14 protein-coding genes are annotated in these 17,787 nt (G+C 44.8%); 9 read left to right on the forward strand and 5 right to left on the reverse strand.

Annotated features, from left to right (window positions below; all coding sequences use genetic code 11):
• The first annotated feature begins 24 nt into the window (after positions 1–24).
• The 4 genes from tdh (at position 25) to KIV41_RS20070 (ending at position 3,266) form a co-directional block, all read left to right on the forward strand.
• Positions 25–1,056 (forward strand): L-threonine 3-dehydrogenase, encoded by a 1,032-nt coding sequence (gene tdh / locus KIV41_RS20055; RefSeq protein ID WP_138955276.1) that lies wholly within the window; start codon positions 25–27, stop codon positions 1,054–1,056.
• Between the two features lie 341 nt (positions 1,057–1,397).
• Entirely contained in the window at positions 1,398–1,916 is a 519-nt protein-coding gene (gene hcp-2 / locus KIV41_RS20060) for a type VI secretion system effector Hcp-2 (RefSeq protein WP_010450959.1), read from the forward strand.
• Positions 1,917–2,052: 136 nt separating this feature from the next.
• Positions 2,053–2,325, forward strand: coding sequence for a hypothetical protein (locus KIV41_RS20065; RefSeq protein ID WP_038882899.1), 273 nt, complete (start codon positions 2,053–2,055; stop codon positions 2,323–2,325).
• 221 nt (positions 2,326–2,546) lie between these two features.
• The gene (locus KIV41_RS20070; protein ID WP_071234164.1) at positions 2,547–3,266 is read left to right on the forward strand and encodes a carbonic anhydrase; all 720 of its coding nucleotides are present in this window, start codon (positions 2,547–2,549) and stop codon (positions 3,264–3,266) included.
• 64 nt (positions 3,267–3,330) lie between these two features.
• Here KIV41_RS20070 and KIV41_RS20075 read toward each other — a convergent pair whose 3' ends face one another.
• A complete protein-coding gene (locus tag KIV41_RS20075; RefSeq protein WP_285337553.1) occupies positions 3,331–4,434 on the reverse strand; it encodes a mechanosensitive ion channel family protein in 1,104 nt (367 codons plus the stop codon).
• A 349-nt stretch (positions 4,435–4,783) separates the two neighbouring features.
• Between KIV41_RS20075 and KIV41_RS20080 the strand changes: the two genes are divergently transcribed.
• Together KIV41_RS20080 and KIV41_RS20085 are read left to right on the forward strand one after the other, a co-directional pair.
• A complete protein-coding gene (locus KIV41_RS20080; protein WP_010450966.1) occupies positions 4,784–5,131 on the forward strand; it encodes a helix-turn-helix transcriptional regulator in 348 nt (115 codons plus the stop codon).
• Between the two features lie 92 nt (positions 5,132–5,223).
• On the forward strand, positions 5,224–6,279 hold the full coding sequence (locus KIV41_RS20085; protein WP_138941674.1) for a glycosyltransferase family 9 protein: 1,056 nt from the start codon (positions 5,224–5,226) through the stop codon (positions 6,277–6,279).
• 61 nt (positions 6,280–6,340) lie between these two features.
• Here the strand turns inward: KIV41_RS20085 and lldD are convergent, their stop codons facing one another.
• Both lldD and KIV41_RS20095 read right to left on the reverse strand, forming a co-directional pair.
• Positions 6,341–7,480 carry an FMN-dependent L-lactate dehydrogenase LldD gene (gene lldD / locus KIV41_RS20090; RefSeq protein ID WP_045391029.1) on the reverse strand — a complete coding sequence of 380 codons (1,140 nt, stop codon included), beginning with the start codon at positions 7,478–7,480 and terminating at the stop codon, positions 6,341–6,343.
• 290 nt (positions 7,481–7,770) lie between these two features.
• Positions 7,771–9,462: an L-lactate permease gene (locus KIV41_RS20095; RefSeq protein WP_045457497.1), complete on the reverse strand. Its 1,692-nt coding sequence runs from the start codon at positions 9,460–9,462 to the stop codon at positions 7,771–7,773.
• Positions 9,463–9,618: 156 nt separating this feature from the next.
• Between KIV41_RS20095 and KIV41_RS20100 the strand changes: the two genes are divergently transcribed.
• Both KIV41_RS20100 and KIV41_RS20105 read left to right on the forward strand, forming a co-directional pair.
• On the forward strand, positions 9,619–10,518 hold the full coding sequence (locus KIV41_RS20100; protein WP_285337554.1) for a LysR family transcriptional regulator: 900 nt from the start codon (positions 9,619–9,621) through the stop codon (positions 10,516–10,518).
• Positions 10,519–10,656: 138 nt separating this feature from the next.
• Positions 10,657–12,696 carry a prolyl oligopeptidase family protein gene (locus tag KIV41_RS20105; RefSeq protein WP_285337555.1) on the forward strand — a complete coding sequence of 680 codons (2,040 nt, stop codon included), beginning with the start codon at positions 10,657–10,659 and terminating at the stop codon, positions 12,694–12,696.
• A gap of 245 nt (positions 12,697–12,941) precedes the next feature.
• On the opposite strand, the gene KIV41_RS20110 is transcribed toward KIV41_RS20105, so the two are convergent.
• A complete protein-coding gene (locus KIV41_RS20110; RefSeq protein ID WP_285337556.1) occupies positions 12,942–14,573 on the reverse strand; it encodes an ABC transporter ATP-binding protein in 1,632 nt (543 codons plus the stop codon).
• 79 nt (positions 14,574–14,652) lie between these two features.
• Complete coding sequence (locus KIV41_RS20115) at positions 14,653–15,150, reverse strand: hypothetical protein (RefSeq protein WP_285337557.1); 498 nt, start codon at positions 15,148–15,150, stop codon at positions 14,653–14,655.
• Positions 15,151–15,347: 197 nt separating this feature from the next.
• Between KIV41_RS20115 and KIV41_RS20120 the strand changes: the two genes are divergently transcribed.
• On the forward strand, positions 15,348–17,708 hold the full coding sequence (locus tag KIV41_RS20120) for a Lon protease family protein (RefSeq protein ID WP_010450984.1): 2,361 nt from the start codon (positions 15,348–15,350) through the stop codon (positions 17,706–17,708).
• The last annotated feature ends 79 nt before the right edge of the window (positions 17,709–17,787 follow it).

The raw sequence follows: 17,787 nt of genomic DNA on the forward strand, positions 1-17,787 counted from the left end.
GCGGGGCAATATTTGGTGAATACTATGAAAATTAAAGCATTATCAAAGCTAAAGCCTGAAGAAGGCATCTGGATGACTGAGGTTGATAAACCTGAAGTTGGCCATAACGACATTCTGATCAAAATTAAGAAAACCGCTATCTGTGGTACAGACGTACACATCTACAATTGGGACGAATGGTCACAAAAGACAATTCCAGTGCCTATGGTTGTCGGTCACGAGTACGTGGGTGAAGTGGTTGAAATTGGTCAGGAAGTTCGTGGCTTTGAAATCGGTGACCGCGTATCTGGCGAAGGTCACATCACGTGTGGTCACTGTCGTAACTGTCGTGGTGGCCGTACTCACCTATGTCGTAACACGATTGGTGTGGGCGTTAACCGTGAAGGTGCATTCGCAGAATACCTAGTGATCCCAGCGTTCAATGCGTTCAAGATCCCTGAAGGTATCTCTGACGATCTAGCGTCTATCTTTGACCCGTTTGGTAACGCAGTACACACCGCACTTTCTTTCGACCTAGTAGGCGAAGACGTGTTGATCACAGGTGCTGGCCCAATCGGTATCATGGCTGCTGCAGTAGCGAAACACGTTGGAGCTCGCCACGTAGTGATCACAGACGTGAACGAATACCGTCTAGAACTTGCTCGTAAGATGGGCGTAACACGCGCAGTAAACGTTGCTGAAGAGAAGCTAGAAGACGTCATGTCTGAGCTAGGTATGACTGAAGGCTTCGACGTAGGTCTAGAAATGTCTGGTAACCCTGCAGCATTCAACTCCATGCTAACCACAATGAACCACGGTGGTCGTATTGCACTGCTAGGCATTCCACCATCAGACATGGGTATCGACTGGAACCAAGTTATTTTCAAAGGCTTGGTGATCAAAGGTATCTATGGCCGTGAAATGTTCGAAACATGGTACAAGATGGCTTCATTGATCCAATCTGGTCTGGACCTATCGCCAATCATCACGCACCACTACAAGATTGATGACTTCCAAGAAGGCTTCGACGTAATGCGCAGCGGTATGTCAGGTAAGGTTATTCTTGATTGGGAGTAAGGTCGCGATAAAGCAATGTGAAACGCTTTCAAATTCGAATTAATAAAAACGCTTCAAGTGATCCTTGAGGCGTTTTTGTTTATTTAAGTACTAGAAAACTCACGAAGAGATTTATTCAAGAGAGACCCCCTTTCTCACTGAAGAAAATTTATCGGCGGGGTTTGCAGGAATTTGCCTAGTCGAGCAATAAATTGCTTATGAAAAACAAAATTATGCACAAGGTATTATTATTGTCACTATAAGCTTCTGATATTTCGGGTTTTAGAAGTTGGTACAAACCTTGTCTATAAGGTAGGAGTCATCACCAAACGTGATTATTTTTATTTTATAAGGATTAAGCGATGCCAACTCCATGTTATATCTCTATTGAAGGTCAAACTCAGGGACTTATCACTGCAGGTGCTTGTACTGCGGATTCTATCGGTGATTCATTTGTGGAAGGTCATGAGGATGAGATGCTAGTCCAGCAGTTTGATCATAATGTGACGGTTCCGACAGACCCTCAGTCAGGTCAACCTTCAGGTCAGCGCGTCCACAAACCATTCAAATTTACAGTAGCTCTAAACAAAGCGGTTCCACTGCTGTACAACGCATTAGCTTCAGGTGAAAAAATGACCACTGTGGAGCTTAAGTGGTACCGTACCTCTATTGAAGGTAAGCAAGAGAACTTCTTTACGACGAAACTTGAAAATGCCTCTATCGTGGACATCCATTGTGAGATGCCACACTGTCAAGATCCTGCAAAAGCAGACTTCACTCAAAACGTAACGGTTTCTTTATCTTACCGCAAGATTACATGGGATCACGTAAACGCAGGAACATCGGGCTCTGATGATTGGCGTAAACCTATCGAAGCGTAGAGCTGTTTTTGGACTTATAGATCGTAACTTAGAGGTCATGAACTGAGTGAATTGGTTCGTTTGTTCTTTCGTAAGCCTCTTTGTGAGTACTTATCTTGTTTATAAAGATTTTATGTAATTTTAGGGAAAAATAATCGTGAATATTAAATACCCACTAGTGGGCACTGTAGTAATGCCTGTTTTAACTTTCATCATGTACAACGCTGCTGCTGAAGCTGCGCAAGGAATACATACTGAATTTGAAGGTCGTCGAGCGGGTTTCTGGACACTTGTCTACAAAATAGCTGAAACTTTGGGGACCACTGGTTCGTTGGTTATTGGTGGTGCTGCTTCTGTGCTGATGTTGCTTTGGTTGGTTAAAGTCATCAAAGCGAACAATGCTCAGAAAGAAGTTGAAGCTGAAGCCTAACTAGTTATCTAGTTCGATAGAGCCGAGTATAATAGCTCGGCTTTTTTATGCACTATTGGTGGACACAATTCAATGTTGACTATCATCTCAATTTCGCGACTAGAGCGACGGGTTCCAAACTTAGCTCGCAATCATAGTTTTCATCTGTTTTCCTAATCTGAGTAGAGATTAGTATGCATTCAGCTGTACAAAAGAGCAGCGTCGAAAAATAAGGAAATACGATGAAAACAACACTAACAACGTTAGGTTTAGCTTTGGTTATGGCGAGTACTGCAAATGCAGCAAACTGGGGCTATGAGGGTGAGCACGGCCCGGAAAATTGGGGTGAGTTCGCTTCTGAATGTGCAAAAGGCCAAAACCAAAGTCCAATCAATATTGAATCAGCGACTGAAGCCAAGCTAGAGAAACTGGATTTCGATTACGAAGGTAAGGCGATTTCACTGCTGAATAACGGTCACACTTTACAGACCAGTCTAGAGGGCAAAAATACACTCACCATTAGTGGCAAAGAGTTTACGTTAAAACAGTTCCACTTCCATACACCATCTGAAAACCATGTAGATGGTAAAGAATACCCACTAGAAGCACATTTTGTGCATGTTGATAAAGTTGGTCATCTGGCCGTTGTCGCGGTGTTCTTCAAGTTGGGTGACGCGAACCCAGATCTAGCTAAGCTACTCGCTAATATTCCAACTAAAGATCAAGACGTAGCCATCAAAGTCCCATTGGATGCTGACGCGCTTATCCCAAGTGATAAAGACTACTACCGCTTTAATGGCTCTCTAACCACACCGCCGTGTTCTGAAGGTGTGCGTTGGTTGGTGATTAAAGAAACACAAACCCTCTCCCCAGAACAGGTGAAAGAGTTTGCGAAAGCAATGGGGCAAAACAACCGTCCAATCCAACCGCTTAACGCTCGAATGATCCTAGCGCAACAATAATGGTAGAAGTGACCCGCCCAAAAAGCCCGCCGATTAAGCGGGCTTTGTGCTTGGTATGTTGAACTTAGAAACCACAATCGTCTTGCGCTTGGGTTTTCGCCATTTGAACTGGGTCAAGCTTGAGTGTTTGCGTAGGGAAAGCAATATCAGCTTCGTGCTGCTTAATGATAGCCATTACCTGTAAAAGGACGTCTTGCTTCACCTCGTGATAGCGCACCCAATTGACCGTTTTTGTGAAGGTATAGATAAAGAAGTTCAGTGACGACGCACCAAACGCGTCAAAGTTGACGATCAACGTCTGGCGTGTGTCGATATCTTTGTGATTTTTCAGCATTTCACGCACGTCGTTAATGATCGCAGGAACTTTGTCTGCATCGTCGTAACGCAGGCCAATCGTTTCAAAGATACGTCGATTAAGCATGCGTGATGGGTTTTCTACTACGATGTTACTAAATACAGAATTAGGTACGTACAAAGGACGTTTATCAAAGGTACGAATGCTGGTCATACGCCAACCAATACGCTCAACAGTACCTTCAATTTGGCGGTCAGGAGAACGGATCCAGTCGCCTACTATGAATGGGCGATCGAAGTAAATCATCAAGCCACCAAAGAAGTTAGACAGAAGATCCTTGGCTGCTAAACCGACTATCAAGCCACCTACACCACCAAACGTCAGTAAGCCAGAAAGACTTAATCCAAACGCTTGCATGACGGTGAGGACACCAATCACAATGAAAAATAGGCGTGCGACTTTAGCGATCGCTTGCACTGTAGTTTCATCGCGAGTTTTCTGCTCAAGCACATAGTCTTCCACGTTAGTGATAAGACGCATTACGATCCAAACTAGAATGCTGATCACTAAGATGAGTTTGAGCGTGCTCAGCCAGTTGAACTCGTTTCCTAGCTCACTTTGTAGAACGATGCCTATTGATACGGTTGCTGGCCAGCACCAAATTAGCGTACTGACGGGCGTTTTTAAGGCTTCTAATAAGAGATCGTCCCAATGGAATGGGGTTTTCTCGACCAGTATCGCGAGGCGCGAGTGCAATACGCGCCAAGCAATCCATGCAAAGAAGCTGGCAATGGTGATAAATAAAACGCTGCTACTCCAGTCTTGATGGTTAGCCATGACGTAAGTTTGAAGTTCTGTAAACCACTGTGGCATAAGTAAAGTTTCTTTTTATAGAACAATGGGGGAAAGGTAGCAGAAATTATCAATTCGCCCTAGAGAAATGATGTTGCTAGCACGATGCGTATTCGAGCTCTCTATTCACACAAATACTGAGATAATGTTTATTTGGACGTTAGTGATTGAAATGTAAATACAAGGCAATGAAACGTATGGTGAAATGTAATTTCTGTGTATTAGGTGCTGCGGGGTGTGATTAAACTCGTAGATTGAAAGATAAGCGCTATCATTCGAACCATCAATTGTAGGTTCTTTGACTCATCGCTAACATTTATCACAGCTAAATATGAGACTTTACCGTTACTTTGAAATGCGGAGATAAACCATGGAATTTACGGAGCTAGACAGAAATGCGCTCTACGACATTTGGATGTCACAAAAGGCAAAAATGCACCTTACTCAGATGGAGATGGCAAAGCGCCTTGGCTTAAACTTACATGAGTTTTCTGCGTTGTTGCGAGGCAATGCTCCATTGACGCTAGGGTTTGTGAATAAGCTATGTGAACAGCTTCATGTGCGTCCAGCTCAAGTTATACCATCTCTTACCGATCGCGATGTGTCATCTTCTTGTTCGGTTTACTTACAAAACCGTATTTCTGTAGATGGAGATATTAAAAATGTCTTTATTGAAGGGAATCAGGTAGTGATCGAGTACGAACATCGATTGAATTAATCAAAGAGGCACCTGTGTAAATTTTGTCAAAGACAAAATATTCACGGAGGTGTTGATATACCTATCAGCCATATTTCTTATTTGAATGATTGATGGCTGTGAAAACTTTTTTCCGAAACTTAGATAAAAAGCGTAGACGATTAACTCACCGACTAGAGCCTGCAATTGCGCGGCGATTGAATAATCGTTCTAAATTTGTAGAGCACCTTCTTCCCAATGAGAAGGTGAAGCGTATTGTAATTGTGCGCAATAATGGGCGTATTGGTAATATGTATTTTTTACTGCCGTTCGTCCATCAGGTTCTTCGTCTCTACCCTAAGGCTCGTGTTGATCTTGTCCTCTCTTTCCCCTGGCAAGGTGAAGTTTTTCAGAACCTGAATATCAATCATATTTATTACTCTCATTTGTCTCTTAAAACGATTGGTCAATCGTCCGCATCGATTAAAGAACTGACGAAAAATAGCTATGATTTATTGCTTGCTCCCTCGCCGGGTGCTTGTGATATTTTTGTCTCTGCGTTAATTCCGTCTCAAAATAAGGTGTCTTTTAAGAACAAGAAAACAGAAACGGTATTTGAGCACTCCTCGGTTACACAGTCTGACTTTTATCATGGAGCTTATAAACCATTGTCCATTTTGCAAGGATTGGGACACGAGCTTCCGAAGCAACTCGATCACGAGATTCTGTTTACGACCGAAGAGCTTGTTGATGGTATTAAACAGGCTCATCGACTATCACAAGATAACAAGCTCAGTTTTGCGTTTTTCCGGGGAGCAAGAGGTAAGAAGCAGCTTACTGATGAAGAATGGAAAGCCATATTGAGAGAGTTTGAACGTCAACATGATCAAGACATTCATTGGGTTGAGGTGTTGAGTCCGGATGTTAGGGCTCCGTTGTTTCCTGATACTGACATTCTTGATTGCAAGAGCTTAAGAGTATTGGGTGCGACGCTGCGGTATCTTGATGGATTTCTATGCTGCGATACTGGCCCACTTCATCTCGCTGATGCGGCAGGCGCGACTTGTTACGGCTTTTACACCGAGACATGTCCACAACGATTTGGGTTGATGGGACGTGATTGCTATCCGATTAAATTGCACGTTGAGCCGAGTAAGGTGCAATTTGAACCAGTAGCGAGAATGGCTTAAATGCAATCAATAGGAATATCCAGAGTAACAAGAGGTGTTACTCTGGATGTGAGAGGTCAGTTTATGGCATCTTAACCAAGGAGTCGCGTGACAAGTCTGAAATGGTTTTCGCTCCGGTGAGCGTCATCGCTACACGCATCTCTTTATCATATAGGTCGAGCAAGTTTTCCACGCCAGCACCACCTTGAGCTGCTAGAGCGTAAACAAAAGAGCGACCAAGCAGCGTGCAGTCAGCACCAAGCGCTAGCATACGAACCACATCCAGACCTGTACGAATACCTGAATCGACGAAAATCTTCAGATCACCTTTTACTGCATCGGCGATGCTAGGCAACGCTTTCGCCGTCGATAGAACACCATCAAGCTGGCGACCACCGTGGTTCGATACAACAATCCCATCAGCGCCGAAGCGAACCGCATCTTTTGCGTCTTCTTCATCTAGAATACCTTTGATGACCATCGGCCCGTCCCAAAAGTCGCGAATCCACTCTAGATCTTTCCAAGAGATTGAAGGATCAAAGTTGTCACCGAGCCAGCCAATGTAATCTTCCAGTTTCGTTGGTTCGCCGCGGTAAGTTGAGATATTACCTAAGTCGTGAGGTTTACCCAGCACGCCTACATCCAGTGCCCAGCTTGGGTGACGCATGGCTTGGAATACACGGCGCATCGCTGCATTTGGACCACTCATACCAGAGTGCATGTCACGGTAACGAGCACCTGGAACTGGCATATCTACGGTGAAGACCAGCGTTGTCACACCAGCGGCTTTCGCACGCTCAAGAACGTTCTTCATAAAGCCGCGGTCTTTCAGGACATACAGCTGGAACCACATTGGACGTTCGATCGCCGGTGCCACTTCTTCAATTGGACATACAGATACGGTCGACATGGTGAAAGGAATGCCTTTCTTTTCCGCAGCTTTCGCAGCTTGTACTTCGCCACGGCGTGCATACATACCTGTTAAGCCAACAGGTGCTAGAGCGATTGGCATCGCTAGTTTCTCACCGAAGATTTCTGTTTCTAGGCTTAAGTCGCTCATATCACGCAGAACACGTTGGCGCAGCGCAACATCACCTAAGTCATCGGTGTTGCGTTTTAGCGTGCGCTCATCGTATGAGCCGCCATCAATGTAATGGAAAAGGAATGGAGGCAATTTGGCTTTCGCAGCAGCGCGATAATCTGTAGAAGCAGAGATAATCATAATAGTGTGTCCTGGCTGTTATTCTAAGATTGCGTCCTGAGTCAATGAGCACATGCTCTGTCAGTGTTTCACTGACTGCCATCCTTTCGGCAGTCGACGTCAGAATTAGAGTATAGATAAGTGATTGAGCTGGGGCTGTTCCATACACAGAACAATCAATTATCTGCACTGAAAAAAGGCTGGCACACCGGTCGGGGGGATTGATGCAGCAAGCCACACCAAAAGTCGGGGTAGTAGTGCTGACCGCTGTGCCAGAGAAAGAGCAGGGCGGGGAAATCCTGCATTTAGTCTTACTTCATTAAAGCGTCGGTGATTTGGAATCCGTAAATCAGAATCAGACCGATGATGCCTGTTACTACTAGGTAGTAGAACGTTGGGATAACCGTCTTACGCAGCGTTGCACCTTCGCGTCCTAATAGGCCAACCGTTGCGGATGCGGCCACCACGTTGTGGATAGCAATCATGTTGCCCGCAGCAGCACCCACCGCTTGCAATGCAACAACAACAGCACTTGAGATGGTGAGTGTCTGTGCCACTTCGAACTGGAATTGGCTGAACATCATGTTTGACACAGTATTAGAGCCAGCGATGAATGCACCAAGGGCACCAACAGTCGCACTCAACGCCGGGAATGCTGAGCCAACGAGTTCTGCCGCGAAGTTAGCCGTCGTGACAGGCATACTTGCTAGCTCTGCACCGTTGACACCTGAGTTAATAAAGATACGAACCATAGGGATGGTGAACACGAGTACGAAACCTGCGCCGATTAACGTCTTGCTCGACTCGCCAAACGCTTTACCTAGTGATTTCGCACCACCGCCTTGCAGAAGAACGGCAAGCAGTGCAACGAAGACTAGGATGCCACCCGGAAGGTATAGAGGTTGAATTGCCGTGCTGATACCTGTCTCGCCAAGAATGTTGCTAAACGATAGGCTTACGCTCTTAAGTAGGCCTTTAAACTCTGGGCTTACGCGACTTGCTACTAGGATAACAGCTAGCATCACGTAAGGTGCCCAAGCTTTAGTTAAGCTCATTGGTTTGCCTGGGTTGTCATCAAGATTGATCTTGAGGGAGCCCAACCATTCTGCTGGCCATTTATCTTCGCTCTCGAAGTCCCATTTAGTTTTTGGTACTAGGAAGCCTTTTTTCGCAGCTGTGACTACAATTGCCAGACCAACTAGACCACCGATTAATGATGGGAACTCAGCTCCTAGGAATACGCCAGTAAGTGCGTAAGGAACGGTGAAGGCAATGCCTGCGAATAGTGCAAATGGCAGAATATCTAGACCTTCGCTCCAGCTTTTGTTCTTACCAAAGAAGCGAGTCAGCATCATTGCCATAAGTACAGGAATTAGAGTACCAACCGTTGCGTGAATCATTGCAACGCTTGAGGTGATTTGTTGCAGGTAGGCATCCCATGTTGAGCCATGAGCAACCAACGCTTCACCGATGTTGTGTGTATCTAGGCCTTTGTTCACACCTACGATGATTGGCGTACCAACCGCACCAAATGATACTGGCGTAGATTGGATCATCATGCCCATCAGTACCGCGGCAAGAGCAGGGAAGCCAATCGCGACCAATAGTGGGGCTGCGATGGCCGCAGGCGTACCGAAACCAGACGCGCCTTCAATGAATGAACCAAAACACCAAGCGATGATGATGGCTTGCACGCGACGGTCGGCTGAAATATCAGTAAATCCATTGCGGATAGTGGTGATCGCGCCAGTGTGTTTTAAAGTGTTGAGCAAGAAGATGGCACCAAACACGATCCAAAGAACTGAGACAGTAATACCTAATCCTTGGAAGACAGATGCCAGTACGCGAGTAGCTGACATATCCCAAAACATTAGGGCGATAGCGACGGTTAAACCGAACGCAACAGGCATGGCTTTTTTAGCAGGCCAGTTGAGACCAACCAATAAAATGGCGGCGACAACAATTGGCGAAAACGCCACAAGGGCAAGTAGGGTTTCACTCATTGGTACATCCTCGTACGCTGACTTCTCGAACGGCTTTATGCTGTAGAGATGATTTTTGTTGTAATGGTTTTGTTAATTTGGCGTGAATTTACCCCTTTATTTTTTATAGATATAGGGAAATAATGAAATTAATTTATTCCAAAAGTGACATAATCGATGCGTGCAGATGACCTAATCCTGTTCTCTCAGGTAGTTGAAATGGGCAGCTTTAGTAAGGTGGCTGAAGAAAATAACCTTACAAATTCGGTAGTTAGCAAGAGGATTGCTCGACTGGAAGAAGAAATTGGCGCTCAGCTATTATATAGAACTACGCGTAAATTGACCCTGACCGAAGCGGGAAAGGTTTTGTTACACAGTGCTAAAAATGTGAAGCAAGCCACTCAGGAGGCTATGGATGCAGTTTCAGGCTTTGGTGAGAATGTCAGTGGTCATATTAAAATGTCGGTGCCGACTATCTCAGGTGATTTGATCTTGGCGGACGCGGTTGCAGAGTTTTGTAATATGCATCCTGGTTTAACAGTAGATATGTCGCTTGATAACCGCTTTGTTGACTTGGTCGCTGGTGGATTTGACTTGGTGATTCGTACCGGCTATCTAGAAGATTCGAGCCTGATAGCGAGGCATATTCTGGACTCTCAGTGGGTGGTATGTGCTTCTCCTTCCTATATTGCTAAACATGGCAAGCCCATTAAACCGATCGACCTGACGACGCACAACTGCTTGCAATACGCTTACCAAACCACAGGGGCAACCGACTGGCAGTTCAAAGGTAAAGATGGCGACTATATTGTAAAAGTCTCCGGTTGTTTCTCTACAGATAACGCAACGGCATTGCGAAAAGCAGCCTTGGGTGGGCATGGTATCGCTTACGTACCGCGTTGTTTGGTTTACCACGATATTCGCAGTGGTGAGCTGGTGGACATTTTCCCTGAGTTGGTCGGCAAAAAGCTCGGCATCTACGCGGTTTATCCTTTTACTCGTCAACCGCCGAACAAAGTAAAGCTTTTGATAGAACACATTCGAGAGCGATATCTCACTATCTCGCATTACTTTTAGTTGGTTCATAAATATAAGAAATGTTTCAATCTATTGGTTGAAATTCTATACCTGAGCCCTAAGGTAGATGATTGAGAATAAGTCTCAACAAAATAATAAAACAAAATACTCAACTTCAAACGGAGTAACACGGACGTTATGCATTACCCAAAAACTCGTAAAGATTCAGTCGTCGACACTTATTTTGGTCACGACATTGCAGACCCATATCGCTGGCTAGAAGACGATCTCAGCCAAGAAACCGCAGAGTGGGTTTCAGGGCAAAACTCAGTGACCTTTGATTACTTAGGTCAAATCCCTTTCCGCCAACAAATTCGCGATTTAGTAGCGAACAGTCAGAACTACGAAAAGTACTCTCAACCTTTTGTTCATGGTGAATACACTTACTTCTATAAAAATGATGGTTTACAGAACCAGAGCGTTTTATACCGTCGCAAAGGGGATGAAGAGGCGGAGATCTTCCTAGATCCAAATACCTTTTCAGAAGAAGGAACGACATCGCTTGGAGAAGTGAAGTTCTCTAAAGACGACACACTTGTGGCGTATTCCATTTCTGAAGGTGGCAGCGATTGGCGTAAGATCTTCGTCATTGATGTAGAAACTAAAGAGCAGCTTGAACCTGAAATTGTCGATGCTAAGTTCACCACTATTTCTTGGCTTGGTAACAAAGGCTTTTACTACGCTAGCTATGACAAACCAAAGGGCAGCGAGCTTTCGGCTCGTACTGAGCAGCACAAGCTTTACTACCATGAGTTAGGTACACCACAATCTCAAGACAAAGTGGTCTTTGGCGCGTTGGAGTCACAAAAGCATCGTTATGTAGGGGGAGTGACCACCAAAGACGATCGTTTCTTGATTATCACAGGTGCGGAATCTACATCAGGAAACCGACTGTTTTATGTGGATCTCACTTCGGAAGAACAGGCAGTTATCACGCTTCGAGATACAACCGATGGTGATACGTATTTGATTGATAACCAAGATGATACCCTGATTTTCTACACCAACTTAGATGCGCCTAACGGTAAGGTGGTTGGTTACCACACCCAAACTCAACAATGGGAAGAGATCATTGCCGAGCAGGAACAGCCACTGGATATTAGCAAAGGTGGTGGTTACTTGTTTGCGACTTACATGGTCGACGTTTTGTCTAAAGTTCAGCAGTTTACTTATCAAGGTGAGTTAGTACGTGAAGTTAATCTACCTGACCAAGGCACCGTATATGGCTTGCAGGGCAAAGCAGAAGATAAGACGCTTTATTACACCTTTACTAACTACGTGACACCACCAACCATCTTTTCTTTTGATGTAGAAAGCGGTGAGTCAGTACTTTATAAAGAATCGAAAGCACCGTTCGACCGTAAAGAATACGAATCTCAACAAGTGTTCTACACCTCGAAAGACGGAACAAAGGTGCCGATGATCATCTCATATAAAAAAGGCACCAAACTTGATGGCAGCGCGCCAACCATGCTTTATGGCTATGGTGGCTTTAATATTAGTTTGACTCCTATGTTCTCAGGAAATGTCGCAAACTGGTTAGAACTTGGAGGCATCTACGCAGTCGCTAATATGCGTGGCGGTGGTGAGTATGGTAAAGCTTGGCACAATGCGGGTACTCAACAACAAAAGCAAAACGTATTTGATGACTTTATTGCCGCGGCGGAATACTTGATTGAGCACGACTACACTAGCTCAGAGCGTCTTGCGATTCGTGGCGGCTCAAATGGCGGTTTGTTGGTCGGTGCATGTATGACTCAACGACCAGAGCTGTTTAAAGTGGCGATTCCTGCGGTTGGTGTATTGGATATGCTTCGCTACCATACTTTTACTTCTGGTGAGGGGTGGAAGTACGATTTTGGTACCTCTGAGCAAAGTGAGGCGATGTTTAAATACATCCTAGGCTATTCACCAGTGCACAACGTGAAAGAGGGCGTTTCATACCCAGCAACGCTTGTAACGACCGCAGACCACGATGACCGTGTTGTCCCTGCTCACTCATACAAGTTTATCGCAGAGCTGCAAGACAAGCATCAGGGAGACAATCCGGTGCTGATTCGTATTGATGTGAACGCAGGTCATGGTGCGGGTATGCCATTGAGCAAACAAATCGACCTTACTACCGATGTTTACGCGTTTGCATTGCTCAATATGGGAATTGAAAAGCTCGATATTTAATGGACGTTTACTGGTGCAAACCATCAAATTTAATGCACCAGACTGACAATAAAAAATGCCGCGACTTCTATCGCGGCATTTTTCATGGTTGGGGGAACTCAATTTGATTGTTAGGGTGACTAAGCCTAACTTTGAACCAACCAGTCTCGGCGGCCAAACCGAATGGCAGCTATACCATTTTCGGGACTGTGACGACTTGTCGTCACAATATAACTCTAGTTTATGTATATGAAACAGTGATGAATTTAAGCAGCATCATGTTGATTTTCATTGTTTTCAAGATCAAATGAGGCATCAATCAGCTTTCTTGTGTAATCACTCTTCGGATTATGGAAGATTTCTTCTGCAGTGCCTTGCTCCATCACTTCTCCTTTTTGCATCACGAGTACACGGTCAGAGAGCGCTTTTACTACAGAAAGATCATGACTGATAAACAGGTAGCCGATGTTGTGCTTCTTCTGTAGATCTTTTAGCAAATCAATCACCGTTAACTGAACAGAGCGGTCCAGTGCCGATGTTGGTTCATCAAGCAGAATGAAAGAAGGCTCTAGGATCAACGCGCGCGCTATGGCGATACGCTGACGCTGACCACCAGAAAACTCATGCGGGTAGCGATTAATGGATGCAGGGTCGAGACGCACTTCACGAAGTACATCTCGAGCTTTTTGCATTCGTTCCGCTTTGCTCATTTGAGGTTGATGTACAGTGAGCCCCTCTGTGATGATCTCACCAACTGTCATACGTGGAGAAAGTGAACCATATGGATCTTGGAAGACCATTTGTACATCTTTTTTCAGTGCAAAGCGTTCTTTATCAGTCAGAAGCGCTAGGTCTTGCCCTTTGAACTGGATTTTACCAGTTGACGGCAACAATCCGATCAATGCACGACCAAGCGTTGATTTGCCTGAACCAGACTCACCAACGATACCAAGCGTTTCACCTTGTTTTAACTCTAAGGAGATCCCTTTCACTGCTTCAAAGTATTCATTTTTGCTCGCAATAAAGTGAGGTTTTACAAGAAACTTAACACGAATGTCGTCTGCTCTGAGTAGCTCAGTTGCGCCTTCTTCGATAGGGTCTTTATTGCCTTTCGGAATCGAGTTAATCAGCATCTTGGTGTAATCATGCTGAGGGTCAGAGAAGAGCGTTTCTGTGATGCCTTCTTCTACCACTTCACCTTTACACATCACTAATACTCGGTCAGCAAAGTGCTTCACGACACCTAAATCATGAGTTATGAAGAGAATTGCCATGCCCATTTTGGCTTGGATCTCTTTGATCAGGTAAAGCACTTCTGCTTGAACGGTCACGTCGAGCGCCGTAGTTGGCTCATCGGCGATCAGAATATCTGGTTCGTTAATCAATGCCATCGCAATCATGATGCGTTGCAGCTGACCGCCTGAGAATTCGTGTGGATACTTATCGTACGCTTGTTGGGGATTTGGTAGATGCACCAAATCAAACAGTTCGAGCACTCTAGCTTTAGCTTGTTTTTTAGTCACTGAGCGATGGCATATGATCGCCTCAGCTACCTGAATTCCAACGCGCATGTATGGATTAAGAGACGTCATTGGCTCTTGGAAAATCATGCCAATGCGATCGCCACGAATGCTTTGCATCTGGCGCTCAGATTTATCCAGAATCGATTCACCTTCAAAAATGATAGAGGAGTTGGAGTGCAAAATAGAGTTATCTGGTAGCAGCTTCATCAACGCATTGGTTGAAACCGACTTGCCTGAACCAGACTCGCCTACGATAGACAGTGTTTCACCAGCTTGTAGATCAAAGCTAACATTCTTTACTGCATCGACGATACCATCGTTTGTCGTAAAGCTGACAGACAGGTTGCTCACCGAAAGAATGGTTTGTGTGGACATCACGTTTCCTTGTGTATCGAGTTGTAATTACTTTTATTGCTGTCGAATTTTGTCGCGGCAGATTCCTATGCCGAGATGCTTAATTGTATAGTGAAGTCACGCCTGATTCTGCTGCAGTCATGGCTTGCAAGTACAAGAACTGCTCATGGGCGCGAGTCACATTATCAAGTTCAATCATCCATTGCGCGTTGCGTTGTGCAGAGCAAAACGCAGCCATATGAGCTAACAAATCTTCACTCTGCTTGCTAAGCAATTGGCTGACTCTACTGATTAGGTCATGGCTTTCTAGCTGCAAGAACTGGAACAACGCATAAGATTGGTTAAGTGCTGAAAATGCTTCTTGTTGAAGTCCCAGTTTGTTGAGTATTTCTGATTGCGCAACGCTGGCGTCGCGCAATCCACTAATTAAGCATACGAACTGACACGGCTTGGTTTGTTCGTTTTCGAGTGCAGAATGAATATGACTTGGTAAATGACTGAGCACATCTTCGTACAAGCGATGAGCTTCTGGCCAGTGGCCTTGCTCCATTAGCTGCTCTGCTTTTAAGTAGCGCATCCAGCATTGCTCAATATTCATCTTCGTCTCCACAAAATTCGATTTGAGTAGATATTAAATGAAATTAATTATCAATTGCAAGTGCGACTTGTTTTCATTTTAAAAGCGTATAACTGTTCGTAAAATGTCCAATTGAACTGCGGTGGAAGATAAATCACTTAAATTTAAACAAATTATCTCTACACTGAGGTAAAGACAATAAGAAAAAGGAGGCAAGTATGGCAGTACAAAGATTGGAACCTAAACAGCTGTATTCAGCAGCTGATTTGGAAAATATGCCATGTAAGTCGACCAAGGAATTACCTCCAATTGATGAGATCGTAGGCCAAGAACGCGCACAAAAAGCGGTTGAGTTTGCTATGTCAATCAAGGAGAAAGGGTACAATATTTACGCCATCGGTCAGAATGGCCTAGGTAAGCGCACGATGATTTTGCGTTATCTAAATCGTCATCAGCATGATGACGCAGCGCTGTTTGATTGGTGCTATGTCGCGAACTTTGAAGACACTCGCATACCGAAGGTGCTCAAATTGCCATGCGGTATTGGTAATAAGCTGAAAGCGGACATTGAAAAGTTGATGGGCAAATTACTTAACGCGTTGCCCCTCGCATTTGACAATGAGATGTACTACAGCCGTGCCGATCGCCTGAAGAACCAGTTGGCTAATAAACAGCAACTTGAGCTCGATAGCATCAGTAAAGAAGCAAAAGAAAAAGGCATTAGCTTAACTATCACTACTCAGGGTGACTATCAGTTTGTTGCGATGAACGGTGAAGAGTTACATACCGAAGAATCGTTCGACGAGCTCAGTAAAAAAGAACAAGAGTACTTTAGCAGCAGCATTGATGAGCTAGAAGTGAGTTTGCGTAATATGATACGTGAACTGACTGAGTGGGAAGAGACGTTTAGCGAAAAAATCAAGAAGCTGAACGATGACGTGACATTAGACGTGATCACTCACTTTATCAAACAGTTGAAAGTCGATTACGCTGATTATTCGGAAATCAAAACTTACTTAACCGATCTGCAAAAAGATATTGTTGAAAACGCCGACATTTTCCTTGAACAGAGTGGTGAGCAAGGTGAAATCGCAACGGCGTCGTTGGATAAAAAACTACCACGTCGCTATAAAGTGAACGTACTGGTCAGCCGTAACAACACTGAATTTCCAATCGTTGTTGAAGAAAACCCTAACTACCATTCATTGTTTGGTTCAATTGAAACTGCGACCTTTAAAGGTACAGTGTTTACCGATTTTTCTTTGATTCGAGCTGGAAGCCTGCATAAGGCAAACGGTGGTGTGCTACTGATGGATGCACAGAAGGTGCTTGAGCAGCCTTATGTGTGGGATGGATTAAAACGAGCAATTCGCTCTCGCCAGCTAAGTTTCACCTCGCTAGAGAAGGAAGTTACACTAACGGGTGCAGTGTCGTTAGATCCAGAACCAATTCCTCTGGATATCAAGATCATTTTGTTCGGTGATTATCGTACTTATCAATTGCTGCAGCACTATGATCCGGAGTTTGGTGAGCTATTCCGAGTTACCGCTGACTTCGAAGACGAGATGAAACGCACACCGGATTCAGAGCTGCAATATGCTCGTTTTATTTCTAGTGTGGTAAACGATAACAACATGCTCCATTGCGATAAGAAAGCCATCGCACGTATTATCGAGTACAGCTCACGCTTGTCTGGTGACCAAACCAAGCTTTCACTTCACTCTGCGAATATCGCCAACTTATTGCGAGAATCGAACTACGTCGCTCGCCAAGCGAACTCCAACATGATTCGCATTGGACACGTGGAAGAAGCGCTGAGCAATCAGGAAATGCGAGTGAGCCGCTTGCAAGATAGCGTGATGGAAACCTTCGTTAATGGAACGACCTTGATTCACACTGATGGCTCTGCCATCGGGCAAGTGAACGCTCTATCGGTGTTGAGTACCAGCGATCACATGTTTGGTGCGCCAAATCGAATCACAGCGACAACCTGTTACGGTGACGGTGATGTGATTGATATTGAGCGTAGTGTGGATTTGGGTGGCAGCATTCACTCGAAAGGGGTCATGATCCTATCTGCTTATTTGTCGTCTGTGTTTGGGAAGACGGCACGTGTTCCACTGACAACGACAATTACCTTTGAGCAATCATATGGTGGCGTTGATGGTGATAGTGCAAGCATGGCTGAGTTCTGCGCTGTGGTATCGGCGTTCTCGAAGCAACCAAACCGTCAGGACATCGCTATCACAGGTTCGATGAACCAGTTCGGAGAAGCGCAGCCTATCGGTGGGGTCAATGAGAAGATCGAAGGCTTCTATGATGTGTGTGAAATCAAAGGTCGTCATGCTGGGCAAGGGGTGATCATCCCACGCTCGAATGTGCACAACTTGATGCTTCGTTCTGACATTGTGAAAGCAGTAGAGAAGGGAGACTTCCACATCTGGGCGATTGATCACGTCACTGAAGCGATCGAGCTATTTACAGGGAAAGCCGCTGGTGAGCCAACAGATGAAGGGTCATATCCAATTGATACGATATTCGGTTTGGCTCAAGCGAAACTGAACTCTCTACGAAAATAGCTGCATTAATTCCTATATCTTTTGAGATAAAGACATAATTCTTCATAAATAAAAATAACGACAATATTCCGACGGAGTG

The sequence above is a fragment of the Vibrio sp. D401a genome (assembly GCF_030248515.1).
GTDB lineage: Bacteria > Pseudomonadota > Gammaproteobacteria > Enterobacterales > Vibrionaceae > Vibrio > Vibrio rotiferianus.